Genomic DNA, 16,451 nt, shown 5'->3' on the forward strand with positions numbered 1-16,451 from the left:
TGGCTGTGAAATGCTTCGCAAATAGAAGTTGGGCTGCACTTTTTAGAAATTTTAAAACGTGATAACGGTTCAAAATCCGTTACCATGTGTCGAAACTAAGAATTGAATGAAAAAGCGATTTTATTTCTTGATAAATCACCTTGATTTCATTTTTGAAATTATTGAACCCCACGTATTGTATAATCTCAGCAGGTCACTTGCCCATGAAGTGGATCCATAACTTTATCTTTGCTCTTTCTATTTGCACTATCAGTTTGGTTGCCCTTTATAGTGTGCTTGGCGATACGCGAAAGCTGACCATTACACCTGAGCATTTCAATATCTATGCAACTAAAGATGCCAGTGAAGGAGGTGTGAGTGAGGCAGATATCACATACGATCGGCAAAGCCTAGTCCTTAGCTGTGAACTAAAGCAGAGCTCGTATGCTTGGCCTTACTGCGGAATCTCGGTTTATACCGATTCAGCAACGCCAACACAGGGTATTGACCTTTCCAACTACCATACGATTCGATTGAAGGTGCGATATGAAGAGGCAGGAATAGGGGCTAACCCTAGCCACGACCTACGTTTGTATCTTCGCAATTATAATTCTGAGTATTCCAAGCCGGACGACGAGTACACCATTAAATATAATGGCATGCAGTTTTCTCCGTCGGGTTCGAGCGATATTGTCGAAATTCCGATTAAAAATCTTCAGGTGATGACCTGGTGGTTAGCAGATAACGGAGTCGCGATTGAGCACTCTGCACCTGAATTTTCAAACATCACACGTATTGATATTGCAACTGGGTCTGGTGCGGCACTTGGTAAACATAGAATTGTGATTGATAAAATTGAGTTTGAAGGCGCTTACCTTGCGCAAGAAACATTGTTGTATGCATTATTACTCTCTTGGATGGCGCTTGGACTGGCTTTTTCACTGCATGAGTTACGAAAAAATAGAGTGGCTTATGAAAAAGCGCAAAAGCGTCACCGTCATTTGGAAAAGGTGAATGATACTTTGCGAGCTCAAAACTATGAGTTTGCAGAGCTAGCGCATCGAGATGCTTTGACGGGCGCGATGAACCGATATGCTGTGCAACACTGGCTGGAACAACAATCTCGTCAGGTTCGCTGGGGGCATAACACCTTCAGTATTCTCTATTTGGACTTGGATAAGTTTAAAAAGGTGAACGACAAATTTGGGCACCAAATGGGGGATGACATATTGCGCGAATTTGTCATGGTGGTAGCGACTTCTATTTACTCAGACGATCGACTCGTTCGTTGGGGCGGCGAAGAGTTTGTCGTATTTTGCCCTGATACCAATATTGAACAAGCGTTAGAGAAGGCAGAAATGATTCGCAAAAATGTGGAGGATCATTTGTGGGTGCACGGTGAATCATTAACTTGCAGTATTGGCGTTGCCCAAATGCAGAATGAACGCGTCTCAGAAACCATGGCGAGAGCTGACGAAGTGCTGTATCAGGCGAAGCGCAATGGTCGCAACCGAGTGGAAGCTCATTATGGTTTACTTGCTTGCGAAAAGAAGCAAGCCTGATAGCCGTTCACTAAAAGGAAAGAAAAAAGGTGGCCAACTGGCCACCAAGAGGGAAACTGCTGAACACCACTTAGGGGGGAAGTTTGGGTTATCGATACGATTACCGTGAGCAGCAGTGTAGTGCTAATCGAACTTGCTATTTTTACCAGAACAACCAAGCGAAAAGCGTTAGTGCAGCAATACAGGCAATGTTTAATACGAAACCAATTCGCATCATTTCTTTTTGCTTGATATGACCCGTACCGAACACAATCGCGTTTGGAGGTGTTGCAACAGGTAACATAAATGCACAAGATGCAGCGACGGCAATCAGTGCAGAGAGAATAACCGGAGACATGCCTAAGGCTTCTGCAATGGTCGCAAATACAGGGACAAGTAGCGCAGCACTGGCGGTGTTACTCGCAAACTCAGTTAAGAAGACAACAAAAGCAACCACTGCAAGAATCGTTAAGAGAATACCAGCTTGCTCAAGGAAGCCTGACAAGCTATGAGCCAAAAATACGCTTGTTCCGGTTGCTTTTAGGACGTTACTCAGACAGATACCACCACCAAATAGGATTAACACACCCCAGTCGGTTGTTTTCTCAATATCTTTCCACTCGACGGCGCGAGAAGCACCAAGTAGAAGGATGGCGCCAATGGCTACAAGAGTATCGAACTTCGCGAAGCCACCCAGCATAGCGTTAATAGGCTTACTGAATATCCACAAAGTTACGGTCAGTAAGAAAATCGCCAACGTAATCATTTTGCCGTTTGTCCATTCGACTGGTTGATGGTCAAGGTCAAACTTGTGGCTAAGGTCAGGCTTAGTCATCGTGTACAATACGAGGATAGCGATTGGCATTAATACTAGGGAAATAGGTACACCAAACTTCATCCATTCAGTGAAGCTTAGACCAACTTCAGCGGCTGCAATTGCGTTTGGTGGGCTACCAACCAGTGTTGCAATACCACCAATTGAAGCACTGTAAGCGATACCGAGTAGAACAAACAAAAAGGTGTTGTGGTTTTTCTTGGCGTCTAGCTTTGTCATCACACCCAGCACAAGCGGTAACATCATCGCGGCGGTGGCGGTGTTTGAAATCCACATTGACAGGCCAGCACTCACACCAAATAGCATGAATACAGCGACAGACATTTTTCCTCTTGCCAGCAATAGTACTTTATCTGCAATCGCTTGATCTAACTTTTGTTTATGTAGAGCCGCAGCTAGTGCAAAACCACCCAAAAATAGAAAAATGATGGAGTTGGAAAAGTTATTCAGTGCGGCTTGAGTGTTGAACACACCCAAAAATACCGCAAGTAGTGGTATGAGCAGCGCAGTAATGCTGACGTGAATCGCTTCGGTTAGCCACAGAATAGCAACAAAAACTAAGATGCTCAGGCCGGTTACTACTTGTGGTTCAAAGGGTAAGGTATTAAACAAGATAATGAACAATAGGATATTCGCGTTCAAAATCATGCTGTTGCGAGTGAAGAACCAATTCTTCAATGTCACAGCGAGTGCGGTCATGGGTAGTGCTCCTTTTGCATTGCCTTTTGTCGGTTTTTTTATGGCAAAGTAACTGACTTGTAGTTATTTATTGATGAAATGTTACTTTGAATGCGAAAAAGAGTTTTGCCTGAATCGTAGAGCAAATTAGAAAGTGTGATGTTGAGAATTGGAAATGGGTAGAAAACTACCCATTTGTTTTATAGAAATGTTACTAGGCTTGTGAGCCACGTTATTCCTCTATTCGACGGGGACTTGAAGAGGCTCGTTATCTGCTTTATTTGGCTCTTTTACTGCAACGATAGGTTCTTGAGGGCCAAGGAACTTAGGCTGCGTATTGATAATATACAGGTCTAAAAACGCTTTCACACGGGCTAGCAGTTCTCGAACACGCATCGATGTTTTTTGCTTGTTGGCCGTCGGCCCTGCTACCGCGAGACACTGGGCATCAATGCTGTAAGCATCAGCGATGAACAGTGCGCGTTCACAGTGAAAGCGCTGAGTCACAATCAGAAATCGCTCCGAAGCAAAAATTTTTTTCGCTCGTACAATCGAATCTAAGGTACGAAAGCCAGCATAATCAAGGTGAATCACTTCTTCAGGCACGCCTGCTTTAAGTAAGTCGCGTTTCATTGTCCACGGTTCGTTGTATGAACGGTGGGCGTTATCACCACTCAATAAAAACTGTTTTACTTTGCCTTGGTTGTAAAGCTCAATCGCCGCATTAATGCGATGAGTGTAGTAAGTGTTGAGGATCTTTCCGATGTATTTACTGGTACCAAGAACTACGGCAACCTCATGTTGAGGGATTTGCTCGTATTCAGTGAAAATGCTCTCTTTGGCTTGTAAAACCACCCATCGGTCGATGGCAATAACAGAAACAAGCAGACTAAGTGCAGAGATCGACAAAATCAAAGCAAATCGCTTCCAGGAAAATTTCAGCTTCCACTTTGATCTTATGCGAGAAAACAACAAAACGTTTTATATCCTTAACTAAAAATGTAGTTCTCATCATATCTGATAGAAACAAAAAGAGAGAAGCCCATTTATGCCAAAATCTGGTTAGGATGATAAAAAAATAAAAGCCCCTACATGGTAGGGGCTAATTATTAAACGAATTGTCTCAAGCTTAGAACGCAGTGCGTTTGTAGCGGCGGTAAACAGGTTGCCAGAACGACTGTTCAATCGCCACGTTCAATGCTTCATCAGTAATTTCTAATGCGACACCTTGTTCAATTGCCTTTTTACCAACGGCAAATGCGATTTTTTTCGATACTAAGTGGATCTCTTCCAGTGGTGGAAGTAGTGCCCCACGACCGTTGATTGCTAGAGGAGAACATGTTGCGAGCGCGCGGCTTGATTCCATTAGCATCTCGTCAGTGACACGTTTTGCATTGACAGCAAGTACACCAAGGCCAATGCCTGGGAAGATGTAGCTGTTGTTACATTGTGCAATAGGGTAAGTGCGACCTTCATGAACCACTGGCTCAAATGGGCTACCTGTTGCAACCAGTGCTTCACCATTTGTCCAACGAATGATGTCGTTCGGTGTCGCTTCCACGCGGCTTGTTGGGTTCGACAGTGGGAAGACAATCGGACGCTTACAGTGTTTATGCATTTCTTCGATGACTTCTTGGCTAAATAGGCCAGGAGCACCAGAAACACCAATTAGTACCGTTGGCTTGGCGTTACGCATAACATCGAGTAGTGAGAAGCCATTTCCTTCATTTTCCCACTCTTTCGTATTGGTATGCTTTTGCACCAAGCGTTGTTGGAAATCAAGAAGGTTAGGCATGCCTTCTTGTAACAGACCCCAACGGTCAACCATGTAAACTTGTGAGCGAGCTTGCTCGTCAGAAATTCCTTCCGATACCATTTGCGCGATGATCGCTTCTGCGATACCACAACCAGCAGACCCTGCGCCTAGGAAGGTAATACGTTGTTTAGAAAGCTGAGTTCCTGCTGCTTTACAAGCTGCAAGTAGAGAGCCAACAGTAACAGCAGCAGTACCCTGAATATCATCATTGAAGCAACACACGCGGTCTTTGTAACGCTCAAGAAGAGGCATCGCATTTTTCTGAGCAAAGTCTTCGAACTGGATCAAAGCATCAGGCCAACGGCGCTGTACCGCTTGGATAAACTCTTCTACAAATGCATCGTATTCTGCACCCGTAATACGAGGATGACGCCAACCCATGTACATCGGATCAGCTAAGCGTTGCGGGTTATTGGTACCCACATCAAGCACGATTGGTAGCGTGTAAGCAGGGCTGATACCACCACACGCGGTATATAGTGACAGTTTACCGATAGGAATACCCATGCCGCCGATACCTTGGTCACCCAAGCCAAGGATACGTTCGCCATCTGTCACAACAATCACTTTAACGTTGTGGTTTGCTGCGTTGTTCAGCAAGTCGTCAATACGGTCACGGTTCGGGTATGAAATGAACAGACCGCGACCACGACGGTAAATGTTAGAGAAGTTTTCACATGCTGCGCCAACAGTCGGCGTGTAGATGATAGGCATCATCTCAGAAATGTGATTTTGCACTAGGCGGTAATACAATGTTTCGTTGGTGTCTTGGATATTACGCAGATAAATGTGCTTATCCATATCGCTTTCGAAACTTTTGTATTGCTGGTAGGCACGTTCCACCTGCTCTTGGATAGTTTCGGTCGACTCTGGAAGCAGACCTTCTAAGTTGAATGAACTACGTTCTTCAGCAGAGAATGCACTGCCTTTGTTCAAAAGAGGGGTTGCTAAAAGAGCCGGACCCGCATATGGAATATATAGTGGGCGTTTATCGTTGTTCATTGGGTGCCTTATGTAGGGTTGAAGGATGCGCACCAAATTTTAACGGGTTCACTATTTAGTTGTAAACATGCGTTGATGCACATCAATGTAATGTCGCAAAAAAATTCAGATACCGACGAAAATATCGGCAATATTGGTTGTTTAGAGATACCTAAAGCAGGATTTTTTTACTTGGGTATAATGTTTTGCATCATCAAATCAAATCCAATTTCTATGTTTCAACTACCTATCGACAGCCTGCAAGCCGAGTTTGACCATCATGTAAGCCTTAACCATCTTGTGGTGGAAGCCGAAACCGGGTCGGGTAAATCTACCCGCTTGCCCATGTGGGCGGCAAAACACGGACGCGTTCTGGTTATTGAACCACGTCGAATTGCTTGTACCTCGCTGGCTGAATTTCTTGCGGAGCAATCTGGAGAGCCAATAGGTCGCAAAGTCGGTTACGCGATCAAGCTTCATGCCTATTTTGATGAAAAAACCGAAGTTGTATTTGTCACTCCGGGGGTTGCACTGCGTTGGTTTTCGGAAAACAAGCTAGCAGACTTTGATGTCGTGATAGTGGACGAATTTCACGAGCGACGCTGGGATATTGATCTATTAACCGCCATTTTGAAGCAAGAAAATCAACATCGATTGATCGTCACTTCCGCTACCTTAGAAGGCGAAAAGCTTGCTCGTTACCTGAATGCTAAGCGCCTGAGTTCGGAGGGACGTTGCTTTCCAGTCACGGTGACACATCGTTCTACAGACAGCCGCTATTTACCGAACAAAAAGGGATGTGAACAGGAGGTTGTCGGAGCGGTAAAAGAAGCACTGGAAGATGAAGATGGCGATATTCTTGTTTTTCTCCCAGGACGTAAAGAGATCGCCCAATGCGCGCAGATGCTACAAAGCAGCAGTGATGTCATGGTGGTTAAACTTCATGCCTCGGTCAGTGATGCAGAACGACATCGTGCGCTGACGGTACAAAAGCAACGGAAAGTCGTATTGGCAACCAACGTCGCGGAAACCTCTCTGACCATTCCTAATATCCGGGTGGTAATCGATAGCGGCTTAGAGCGCAGAACTGTACAACGAAATGGACGTACAGCACTGACGTTAACCAACATTTCTAAGGCCAGTGCCGCGCAGCGAATGGGGCGAGCAGGTCGCGTTACCGAAGGGGTTTGTATTCGTCTATATGGTGAGCACGCGCCTTTAGAGTTGGTGACACCTCCAGAATTACACAGAGAAGAGCTCGTCGAGCCCATGCTGGCAGCGGCTTGTTGTGGGTACCGTCTCTCAACACTCGATTTTCTCGACTCAATTCCCCCAAAGTCGCTAGAGGCATCTCATTCGACGTTGTTATCTATGGAAGCGATTGATGAGGATGGCAATGTCACGCAGCATGGGAGAAAAGTATACCCACTACCCATTGATGCACTGTTTGCCGATCTCGTTACCAGAATTCAAGCGAAGCCAGAGAAGGAAGCAATGATTGATTTGGCTGCCGCCTTATCTGTGCCTGCGCAGCTCTATCAGCGACAAAGTGGTGAAGTCGCTGAGCTTCTATCTCAAGAGGAGCCATACGGATGTGATGCCTCTTTGCTGATCCGTTTGGTTCGGGGGGAGCGACTTCCGGGCATTGTCATTGATGCCAGCGCACTTGAAGAGGCACAAGGTTTAGCGAAACAAATGCGAGAAGTATTTGAATTGCCGGAACTTGACGTTGCCTCTCGATATAAACGTGAAGCGCTCTTTTTCTCCATCGCCTCATTGCACCCTGAGCTTGTGTTTGTCCGACGAGCTCGTCGAAGGGATGCTCTAGGAAATGGAGTAGTCGAGATGCTGGTTGGGCGTAACAGCCGCTTTCCTGATAAAGAAGAAGCGGCCATTGTGCTAGATAGCCATAGCGTGCCAGGACGAGGTGTTAAGCAAACACTAAACCTCGCATCGGTCATGATGCCTATCCCGCTGACATTATTACGCGAACTTGAATTTGGGGAGTGGCAACAAGGTGAGACGAATTATGAAGAAGAGACGCCAAGAGCAACAATGCATTTGGTCTACGCCGGGCGAACAATCTGTTCTGAACATCAAGCGTTACAAGGTGATGTTGCTGTTCAGTCTATTGTCGAAATGATAGAAGACGAGACACTGTTACCAGGATTTGCTTCTCAAAGAAAACAACAAATCCAACACTGGAAACTCTACAACGCATTGGGCCTTAATGTCGAAGGAGAAGAGGTTAACGACTTGGCCTCCTTGACATTTTCTAGCTGGTTAAAGGATCAGTTGGAAACATTAGGCGTTGAAAATGTCGATGATATGGCGTTGTTTGAACCGGAAGACTTAACATTTAACGGTGTTCCAGAATGGGAATACGACGATTTCACGGAGCAGTACCCTTTAGAACTTTCGCTGCCAGAACTCCAACTGGATGTTGAGTATTACGCGTCTCGCAAGCTAGTACAGGTCGTTTATCGAGAGGGAAACCGTAAGGGAGACCCGAAGCGTTGGGAGCTGCCACGCTGGGCTGGTTGGAAGATACAGTATAAAAAGGCCAGTCGAGTGATTGATGTGAAGTAGGTCGGCGGATGACGTTGTGACAAGAATTGATATTTTCTTGGTGAATCTATAGTTATTTCATATTGATAGCGTTACTTGTGTGTTGTTTTTAGTTTCTTAATTGAAATATTAATCAATTGAATGCTTATATATGGCGAAGCTGTACATCAGTTGTTACAAAGCTGGTTTTAATATTTCCTTTTGTATGTAAATTAGGGCATAAAAGACGAATGTTTTATATCCCATTGCTATATCAAAACAGTTGAACGATATTTGGTATATCTCATTTTCGAGTGTCGGGGGCATAGAATGGATCAACAAGGAAAGACGTGCATTGAATTCGACTACACTAGCTTTTTAGGAGCGACAGGTAGTAAGAAATGGACCTTTTTAGAGGCATTTGCCACCATCGCGCCTATTTTCGGTTTGATGTGGAAACAGAACATTGCGGAATTGAGCAAGCCTGAAGATCGGTTGTGGGATGCCGCATTAAAATCGATGTCTTCTCGTAAAAGTGATGAATCCAATTTGGTCCGCTTAACCCAGTTAGCTAAACATGAAGGGATCAATGAATTGCGAGTCGTTATGCCATATTCGCTCGATGTTCAGCAAATCGAGTACATAGAATCTCGCAGTCAGTTGAAGGTGGATACGTCAGAACAAGATGTCCTTAACATCAAGTTTTAGGCTGAGCATTTCCACTTCATCGATGTACCACTTAACAATAGTGCAATGAAAAGCGACCTCAAAGTAGGTCGCTTTTTTATTTTGAGGTTTTTGTCACAGGTCTTGGAAGTGTGATGAATATAGAGTATTTGCACTTAAATTAACAAAAATGTAACGTTTGGAAATGCAATTGTCATAACTAGCTTCTAACTTTGTGTTTTTAGGACAAATTACCGACTAAGTGGTTGGTACTGTAAGTTCGAATTAACGTCCCTTATTGGCACACAAGGATGATTGAGTCACCACGTCATTTGGGCATAAAAACAAACACAATAAGAAAGGAAGTCAATATGTCTTTGTCTCGTCGAGACTTTATGAAAGCTGCCTCTTCAACGGCGATTGTTACCGGGCTGGTGGGCTGTGGTAGCGATGCTAGTGAATCTGTTGCGGTTACCTTTGAGCACGGAGTGGCGAGTGGAGATCCTACTCAAACACAAGTAATCATTTGGACTCGTGTTACAACCTCAGCGAGCTACGCAGATGTAAGCTGGCAAGTTTCATCTAACGAAAATTTTACTGATATCGTGCAAAGTGGCACTTTTGCCACAGACACGAGCCGAGATTTCACGGTAAAAGTTGATGTTCAAAACCTCAACGCAAATTCTCGCTACTACTATCGATTCATGGTTGGAGATGTCACTAGCGAAGTCGGGCAAACTCAAACATTACCAGAGGGTGGTGTAGAAAAGGCATCCATGGCCGTTGTTTCTTGCGCAAACTATCCTGCTGGTTATTTCCATGTGTATCGAGAGATCTTAAATCAACATGAGCAAGAACCGTTTGATGTGGTACTTCATCTCGGTGATTACATTTATGAGTATGGGGCTGGTGGCTACGCTAGTGAAGATGCTGAGGCACTAGGGCGAGAGCCAAGCAAAGGCACTGAATGCATTACCTTAGATGATTACCGAAAACGGTATGCGCAATATCGCCAAGATGCTGATCTGCAAGCGTTACATGCGAGCCTACCAATGATTGCAGTCTGGGATGACCATGAGCTTGCAAATGATAGTTGGAAAAATGGTGCGGAAAACCATCAAGAAGAGGAAGGCCGCTTTAATGATCGTCGTGCAGCTGCGGCTGCCGCGTGGACAGAATGGTTGCCCGTTCGTGAAAACACTTTCTCAAACATGCTGATTTACCGTCAGTTTTCGTTTGGAAGTTTAGTCAATTTGATGATGCTCGACACGCGACTTGTGGGGCGTGATAAACCGTTGGATTATTTCTCGCTCAGCTCACCAACGATGGAAGCTATTGGCGGTTTAGTTGCCCAGTCGCGCAGTCAAGACCGAGAGCTGTTAGGCGGTGACCAACTCGCTTGGCTGATGGATGCGTTCAGTACGCACGACGCAACTTGGAATGTGCTAGGGCAACAAGTGTTAATGTCTCGTATGGAGTTGCCAAGTTCGGTTATGACCGCGATGTTTCAATTGTTTACTGCCACTGAAGAACAAAAAACAGAGGCGTTATTAGCGGTAAACTCTGCGATTACGGGTTATCTCTCTGACCCAAGTTTAGATACCATTGCTTTGCCATATAACCTAGATGCATGGGATGGTTACTACGTTGAGCGAGAGAACGTTTATCAACTGGCCAAAGCCAGCAGTGGTAACTTTGTCTGTTTGGCAGGAGATACGCACAATGCATGGGCAAGTGAGCTTAAAGACGTATCTAAGCATCCTATCGGGGTAGAGTTTGCGACTAGCTCTGTGAGTTCCCCTGGGTTAGAAGCCTACCTCGCGTTAGACCCTGTTGCGATCACTCAAATGGAATACACGCTGCCGCACTTAGTGTCAGAATTACAGTGGGCAGACATCAAACAGCGTGGCTTTATGCGCGTTACTTTTACGCCCGACAAGGCAGAGGCGACCTGGTATTTCGTATCAACGATTAAAGACAAAACATATCAGGTGACGACCAAGTCAGCCTCTACAACAGATGGCACTACGTTAAATATCGGCTAAACTGAGCCTAATACGAAAAAAGTCCGCAAGCTAGTGCGGACTTTTTATTGGAAAGCATTTAGCAATCTAGCGACAGTGCTAGTCAATCAATCCGTATTCTTTGCTCAGAACTTCGATGATTTCCGCTTTCGGATTCTCACTCAAATGAATCGGCTTGCCTGTAATCTTCTCGGCAATACCAATGTAGGTGCTCGAAATCGCCATCAAAGATTCGACGGGTAAAGCATTATCACGAGCGAGTGCTTCACGCTCTGGCATACGTTCTTTATTTAGCAAGATATCTGGGTCAGGGAAGTGGTTAAGTAGGAACTGGCGGAAACCTTCTTTTGAGTTCTCTACGATGTGACCTGCTTGGTACTCTTTAGCATCCCATATACGAGACGAGTCTGGTGTACCCACTTCATCCATGTAAATCAGCTTTTCATTGCCAGCAGCATCATGAACATAACCAAATTCGAATTTGGTATCGACAAAGATTTGGTCAATTGCTTCTAATGCTTGGCTGATAACGTTAAAGCCTTCTTTCAGCAGTTTTTCGTAGAGTGCGATATCGTCCGCACTTGAGAAGTTAAATGCTTCGTAGTTGTCTACGATATTTTGACGAGTAATATTAACGTCATCCGCTTCTGGCACACCGGGAATGCCTTTTAGAATGCCTTTTGTGGATGGGGTCATTAGCAACTCTGGCAGTGCTTTGTCTTTTTCTAACCCTTCAGGAAGTTGGATTCCACAAAACTCGCGCTCGCCATTTGCGTAAGCGCGCCACATCGAACCCGTGATGTATTTGCGGCAGATGGCTTCGATTTTTACCGGTTTGGCTTTTTGTACAATCCAAACAAAAGGGTGAGGAATGTCTAGAATATGGCTATCTGCTAAGCCATTTTCTTTGAACAGTTTGAACCAGTGATTAGAAATCGCATTAAGCGCAGCCCCTTTACCCGGGACACCATTAAGACCACCTTCAGCATGCCAAATACAATCGAACGCAGAGATTCGGTCGCTAATCACCATGATAGCCAAAGGCGCATCTGGCGCGACATTGTATTTTTTTTCTTTGATCAGTCGGGCGCTGTCTTCATCAGTTAACCAGTAAACTGAACGAACTTTTCCACTATGAACGGGTTTATGGGTGCGAATTGGCAGGTCGTCATTGACGGCAAGTACTTGATTAGCAAGGCTCATTGCGACATTCCTATCATCTTAATCAAACGTCAGAAAGAGAAGATATTCAGCAAAATGTGGGCGCTGAATAAATCGAATGTGGGCATCATACCAGAACTATTTTAACTCGCCAGAGAAAAAGCAAACGTTTGCCTATTTTCTTTAATACAAAAAAAGCCCCCTTAAAAAGGAGGCGAGATGCAGGATGGATAACGTCGAACTTATTAGTGGTACTTATTAACTCTGCCTTCGACGAAAAAGACTTCACACTGATAGCGCTGCGCCATGTCGCGCAACATAGATTGATTCATAAGTGCAATTTTATTGGATGCGACAACAGCACTGGCATTGCCTGATCGGATGGCTTTTATCACGATCTCGACTTCTGAAAGCTGTTGAGAGGGCTTCATTTGAATAACGTTTTTACAGCAAATATTAGAAGCAGTGAGTTGTTCAAAGTCTGGACGAGGGCAGTCTGCTGTAAACAAAATCCATTGTTTCTGCTGCGATAAAACAGCCAGCTTAGATAGAAGCTGATCCGAAACGGCCATGGGCTTAGTTGCTTGTGCCAATACGTTGTAACGAGAGTATGTATGAGATTGACTTTGTAACTGCATCTTACTGTTCCTTTATACATGCTGTATGCCTATACAGTAGTTTGTTTTGGCGACCTGATCAACAAGTTTCTCAAAAGTTATTTGCGGTTTTTTGAAAAGGAAATAAAAGAATTTTACTTTAAGTAATTGAATTTATTTGTTTATTTTTTATTTCTGATATGTCTAACATCAATTTAAAAATGTGAGGTGAGTAGAAAGTTGGACGAGAGACATACAGGGGTTTACTACTGTATATACAGGTGTTTTTCACGGACAGTGGTTTGTATACAGTGGAAGAGGGCTGATAACCGATGCGACATGCTATGTAGGATAGGAGGGAATACGAGATAGAGATTGGAAATAGGCTTGGGAGATCAAAAAAGCGCCTTATAAAAGGCGCTTTTGAAAATCAGTTCCATTGATTCCGTCTTGCTTAGCTCGCTCGTTGCAAACGTTCGCGCATTTGCAATTCGCCTTGGTTAAATAGGCGCACGTCGATTTTTGCCATATCGTAACAAGCTTTACATGAGTAGTGGTGCTTGCCATCTAAATAATCGTGACGAGTTACAAGACTAGGTTTTTTACACCAATCACAGGTGCCTTCTTCAGTGAACATTGATTTTCTCCCCACCTAGATTAATTTGAGTCGTTAGGTGTTATTTTGCGCCGGGCATTATGGCATAAAAGCGCGACTTAAGTTAAATGTCTGTTAATTTCTTTGAGAGGGAGATCGATTGCGGTGTTTGATTATATGGGAATAAAAGCATGGTAGCCAAAGTATCCTGACCTATTTTTACTGTTTTGTAACATTTTGTGAAACGAGCTTAAAGGCATGATTGAGTCGCTTCATTTCTTCTTCACTGCCCCTTGTGTCAGGATGATAAAGCTTTGATAACTGTCTATAGCGTAGCTTGATTGCCTGTAAATCAGGGATGGTTTGTGGTGTGTAGCCAAACATAGCACACGCGACGCTTAGCTTGTGGTTTTCTGTCTGAGTTTTGGATTTCTTAAATTCTCTGAATACTTTCTCTAACTGACGCTTCAGTTGCTTGTTCGTAAACTCTAGCTCTTTTATTTTTTCCGCCATTCGTTGATTTTGGCTTTCCTCTTTGACTTCACACGCTTTTCTATTCTGCTTAAGTTTCTTGATTACGAGAAAACTTAAGCCGCTGATGATGAGTATCGCCGCTAGCCAAATCAGCCATAGAAACGGCGAGTGTTCTACTTTGGGGGTTGCAACTGTGCTTTTCTCTTCTTGTGTTTGCTCCGCCTTTTTATCGAGCGACTTTATTTGCGAGACTTGTTTAGCTCGCAGTTGGTTGAAGCGCAGCTCTAGCAGTTGATTATAAGCTTGTTCTGCTGCTGGATTATGCTGAGAAGCCATTTGATACAAGGCTTCAGTCAATTGAGCAGTTGTGACCTTATCTGGATTGCGCTGAATAAAATCGGCGAGAAGAAAGCCACGATCGGTTGGGTCATTGAGTGCGATAGAGGTTAGCCAATATAACGCTTGTGTTTCATTTTTTTCGCCATTTATCCCTTTAGCAAAGTCGTTCGCGAGCTGTTTTTGTGCAGGGAGGTAACCTTGGTTGGCGGATTGCTCTAGCCAGTAGCGCGTTTCTGGTGAGGCTTCAGCTTCGTTTGATGCCAATAATTGTTGTGCGTACTCGTATTGTTCGATGGGGTCATTTGGAGCTCGAGAGGCAAGTGAGTAGCCAGAAAAGCTGAGGCTAAATAAGCAGAGTAGGGCAGACGTTTTGACAGACATTAATATGTCAGGCCTAACGATAATGGTTAGGCCTGCTCCGGTAATTTTTTATTATTACCGTTATGGTGCAACCAAATTACTTCAGTGGCAAGATCTGGATTTCAACACGACGGTTGCACGCACGACCTTCAGAAGTTTGGTTTGAGCAAATTGGGTTACGTTCGCCGTAGCCGCGTGCAATTGCACGACCAGGTGCAACGTTTTGAGATACTAGGAATTGACGTACGGACTCTGCACGGCGCTCTGACAACGTTTGGTTGTATGACTCACTGCCTGTGCTATCCGTGTAACCGTCAATAACGAGACTGGTATCTGGGTACTCAACTAGGATGCGAGCAACACCACGTAGAGTATTATGGATGCTAGCATCAAGCTGGTAAGAGCTTGAAGAGAAGCCGATACCGTTTTCCATACGCAGTAAAAGCTGATTTTCACCAACACGCTGAACTTGTACGCCAGAGTTTAGCAAAGCGCGACGTAACTCCGCTTCTTGTTGGTCAAAGTAGTAACCAACGCCAGCGCCAGTCGCTCCGCCTGCGGCTGCACCAATGAGTGCATGCTGACGACGTTCTTTAGCATCATCACCCGTTGCTAGGCCGATTGCTGCGCCAGCGATCGCACCAATAAGCGCGCCTTGCGTGGTGGAGTTAGTTTCGTATTCACCCGTTGTTGCATTTTGGCGTTGAGTGGCTTGACAGCCAGTAAGAGCTAGCACTAGAGCTAGTGCAATAGGCATCTTTTTCAAGGGAAAATCTCCGTATAAAACTGAGGCGAAACCATGCCTCATAATGGGATGCGAATTATGAATAAACAAGCATTAATATTTGTTATGAGAAAGTAAGATTGATAAGAGTTTCTGTAAGAAAATTCCTATCAATACTGCCAAAGCTCTCAAAGTAAGCCCCATAGACATCGAAGTCATTGCTGCTTATGTGAATCCTTTACTATCCTGGCTATTTCGATGAATCGCCCAACATTTTGCGTGCTTGTTCGCCGCCCACTCCACGGTTAACTGAAACCTTTCTACCTTTCTTTAAGCCCACTTCGTAGTCTTCAGTTAGGTTTTTCATCGCTTCTTTCAATTGCTTCTTGAACGTTTCGCGGTCAATGTTTTGGAATTCTTTATCAATATAGTCATTAATTTTATTGGCCGACTCTTCATCTGGAGAAATAATTGGCAATTTTTCAATCGCGCCTTCCACCCAGCCAGATACAAATGAGTTCACACGGCGAGTCACTTCCTGAGAAGAGGTGCCGGTGCCAGCAAAGCTGTTTCGGAATTGTCCGGTACTTTCGTTCATCTCGCGATAAACAATATCGAAAGCAAATGCAGCAAAAATAGCCCGATCTGCTTCACCGATAAATTCGACACGTTTGAGCCCTTTGTGATTCAACAATACTGCTTCGACACCGAATTTTGTGTTAATGCCGCGAATCACTCGCAATATGGTAGAACTGATGTTCGCTGGTAGCAGATGAGAAGATTGTGTTTTTCCCATTCTGATGAACTCAATATCGTCTTTATCGAGACCATATTTAAGCATGAGGCGATGTGCCATTTTGATAGCATTGGCAGCCTCATTAACATTAGCGGAATTGCCCAGTTCTAAGCACTTGGCGATTTTTTTCAGAGCTTTTTGTTTATCCATCGACAACCAGTAACGAAAGCAGAAAATTTATGAAGTCAGACATATTACCTTTTTTGACATAAAAACGAAATACAAGGTGGGACTGAAGATAATTTCTGCACATAAAAAGAAGCCTCGCATTAAGCGAGGCTGGCGTTTTAGTTCGTCGTAATCAGTATGAAGTCGTACTTGTGTCTAAGAAGCCATTCT

The 16,451-nt window shown here is 44.3% G+C and carries 13 protein-coding genes; 4 read left to right on the forward strand and 9 right to left on the reverse strand.

From position 1 onward, the window contains the following. Positions 1-203 precede the first annotated feature (203 nt). Positions 204-1,541 carry a GGDEF domain-containing protein gene (locus R7Q48_RS10170; RefSeq protein WP_031781257.1) on the forward strand — a complete coding sequence of 446 codons (1,338 nt, stop codon included), beginning with the start codon at positions 204-206 and terminating at the stop codon, positions 1,539-1,541. A gap of 142 nt (positions 1,542-1,683) precedes the next feature. Here the strand turns inward: R7Q48_RS10170 and R7Q48_RS10175 are convergent, their stop codons facing one another. The 3 genes from R7Q48_RS10175 to R7Q48_RS10185 form a co-directional block, all read right to left on the reverse strand. Beyond that, a complete protein-coding gene (locus R7Q48_RS10175; protein ID WP_017634863.1) occupies positions 1,684-3,054 on the reverse strand; it encodes an SLC13 family permease in 1,371 nt (456 codons plus the stop codon). A 219-nt stretch (positions 3,055-3,273) separates the two neighbouring features. Next, the gene (locus R7Q48_RS10180) at positions 3,274-4,008 is read right to left on the reverse strand and encodes a vancomycin high temperature exclusion protein (protein ID WP_205390822.1); all 735 of its coding nucleotides are present in this window, start codon (positions 4,006-4,008) and stop codon (positions 3,274-3,276) included. Positions 4,009-4,162: 154 nt separating this feature from the next. Beyond that, positions 4,163-5,851 (reverse strand): NAD-dependent malic enzyme, encoded by a 1,689-nt coding sequence (locus R7Q48_RS10185; RefSeq protein WP_005377977.1) that lies wholly within the window; start codon positions 5,849-5,851, stop codon positions 4,163-4,165. 213 nt (positions 5,852-6,064) lie between these two features. Here R7Q48_RS10185 and R7Q48_RS10190 point away from each other — a divergent pair, with 213 nt between their 5' ends. The 3 genes from R7Q48_RS10190 (at position 6,065) to R7Q48_RS10200 (ending at position 11,088) form a co-directional block, all read left to right on the forward strand. Next, positions 6,065-8,419 carry a helicase-related protein gene (locus R7Q48_RS10190; RefSeq protein WP_256902895.1) on the forward strand — a complete coding sequence of 785 codons (2,355 nt, stop codon included), beginning with the start codon at positions 6,065-6,067 and terminating at the stop codon, positions 8,417-8,419. A 288-nt stretch (positions 8,420-8,707) separates the two neighbouring features. After that, the gene (locus tag R7Q48_RS10195) at positions 8,708-9,085 is read left to right on the forward strand and encodes a hypothetical protein (RefSeq protein WP_005377965.1); all 378 of its coding nucleotides are present in this window, start codon (positions 8,708-8,710) and stop codon (positions 9,083-9,085) included. A 329-nt stretch (positions 9,086-9,414) separates the two neighbouring features. Then, positions 9,415-11,088, forward strand: coding sequence for an alkaline phosphatase D family protein (locus tag R7Q48_RS10200; protein WP_213874716.1), 1,674 nt, complete (start codon positions 9,415-9,417; stop codon positions 11,086-11,088). A gap of 78 nt (positions 11,089-11,166) precedes the next feature. Here the strand turns inward: R7Q48_RS10200 and R7Q48_RS10205 are convergent, their stop codons facing one another. The 6 genes from R7Q48_RS10205 to R7Q48_RS10230 form a co-directional block, all read right to left on the reverse strand. Next, positions 11,167-12,270 (reverse strand): phosphoribosylaminoimidazolesuccinocarboxamide synthase, encoded by a 1,104-nt coding sequence (locus R7Q48_RS10205; RefSeq protein WP_256902859.1) that lies wholly within the window; start codon positions 12,268-12,270, stop codon positions 11,167-11,169. A gap of 203 nt (positions 12,271-12,473) precedes the next feature. Further along, on the reverse strand, positions 12,474-12,866 hold the full coding sequence (locus R7Q48_RS10210) for a SulA-like leucine-rich domain-containing protein (RefSeq protein ID WP_005377962.1): 393 nt from the start codon (positions 12,864-12,866) through the stop codon (positions 12,474-12,476). Between the two features lie 412 nt (positions 12,867-13,278). Then, positions 13,279-13,461, reverse strand: coding sequence for a hypothetical protein (locus R7Q48_RS10215; RefSeq protein ID WP_005377960.1), 183 nt, complete (start codon positions 13,459-13,461; stop codon positions 13,279-13,281). A 177-nt stretch (positions 13,462-13,638) separates the two neighbouring features. Then, positions 13,639-14,613, reverse strand: a complete 975-nt coding sequence (locus tag R7Q48_RS10220) for a J domain-containing protein (RefSeq protein WP_262645576.1) — start codon at positions 14,611-14,613, stop codon at positions 13,639-13,641. A 76-nt stretch (positions 14,614-14,689) separates the two neighbouring features. Continuing rightward, positions 14,690-15,349 carry an OmpA family protein gene (locus tag R7Q48_RS10225; RefSeq protein ID WP_005377956.1) on the reverse strand — a complete coding sequence of 220 codons (660 nt, stop codon included), beginning with the start codon at positions 15,347-15,349 and terminating at the stop codon, positions 14,690-14,692. A 217-nt stretch (positions 15,350-15,566) separates the two neighbouring features. Next, positions 15,567-16,262 carry a DUF2786 domain-containing protein gene (locus tag R7Q48_RS10230; RefSeq protein ID WP_005377954.1) on the reverse strand — a complete coding sequence of 232 codons (696 nt, stop codon included), beginning with the start codon at positions 16,260-16,262 and terminating at the stop codon, positions 15,567-15,569. Positions 16,263-16,451 lie beyond the last annotated feature (189 nt).

The organism is Vibrio sp. 378 (assembly GCF_033339435.1).

Excerpts from the sequence above, each read along its gene's own strand:
- R7Q48_RS10205 (WP_256902859.1), bottom strand. The coding sequence starts at position 12,270 with ATGAGCCTTGCTAATCAAGTACTTGCCGTCAATGACGACCTGCCAATT.
- R7Q48_RS10210 (WP_005377962.1), bottom strand. The coding sequence starts at position 12,866 with ATGCAGTTACAAAGTCAATCTCATACATACTCTCGTTACAACGTATTG.
- R7Q48_RS10200 (WP_213874716.1), top strand. The coding sequence starts at position 9,415 with ATGTCTTTGTCTCGTCGAGACTTTATGAAAGCTGCCTCTTCAACGGCG.
- R7Q48_RS10225 (WP_005377956.1), bottom strand. The coding sequence starts at position 15,349 with ATGCCTATTGCACTAGCTCTAGTGCTAGCTCTTACTGGCTGTCAAGCC.
- R7Q48_RS10195 (WP_005377965.1), top strand. The coding sequence starts at position 8,708 with ATGGATCAACAAGGAAAGACGTGCATTGAATTCGACTACACTAGCTTT.
- R7Q48_RS10215 (WP_005377960.1), bottom strand. The coding sequence starts at position 13,461 with ATGTTCACTGAAGAAGGCACCTGTGATTGGTGTAAAAAACCTAGTCTT.
- R7Q48_RS10220 (WP_262645576.1), bottom strand. The coding sequence starts at position 14,613 with ATGTCTGTCAAAACGTCTGCCCTACTCTGCTTATTTAGCCTCAGCTTT.
- R7Q48_RS10185 (WP_005377977.1), bottom strand. The coding sequence starts at position 5,851 with ATGAACAACGATAAACGCCCACTATATATTCCATATGCGGGTCCGGCT.
- R7Q48_RS10175 (WP_017634863.1), bottom strand. The coding sequence starts at position 3,054 with ATGACCGCACTCGCTGTGACATTGAAGAATTGGTTCTTCACTCGCAAC.
- R7Q48_RS10230 (WP_005377954.1), bottom strand. The coding sequence starts at position 16,262 with ATGGATAAACAAAAAGCTCTGAAAAAAATCGCCAAGTGCTTAGAACTG.
- R7Q48_RS10170 (WP_031781257.1), top strand. The coding sequence starts at position 204 with ATGAAGTGGATCCATAACTTTATCTTTGCTCTTTCTATTTGCACTATC.
- R7Q48_RS10190 (WP_256902895.1), top strand. The coding sequence starts at position 6,065 with ATGTTTCAACTACCTATCGACAGCCTGCAAGCCGAGTTTGACCATCAT.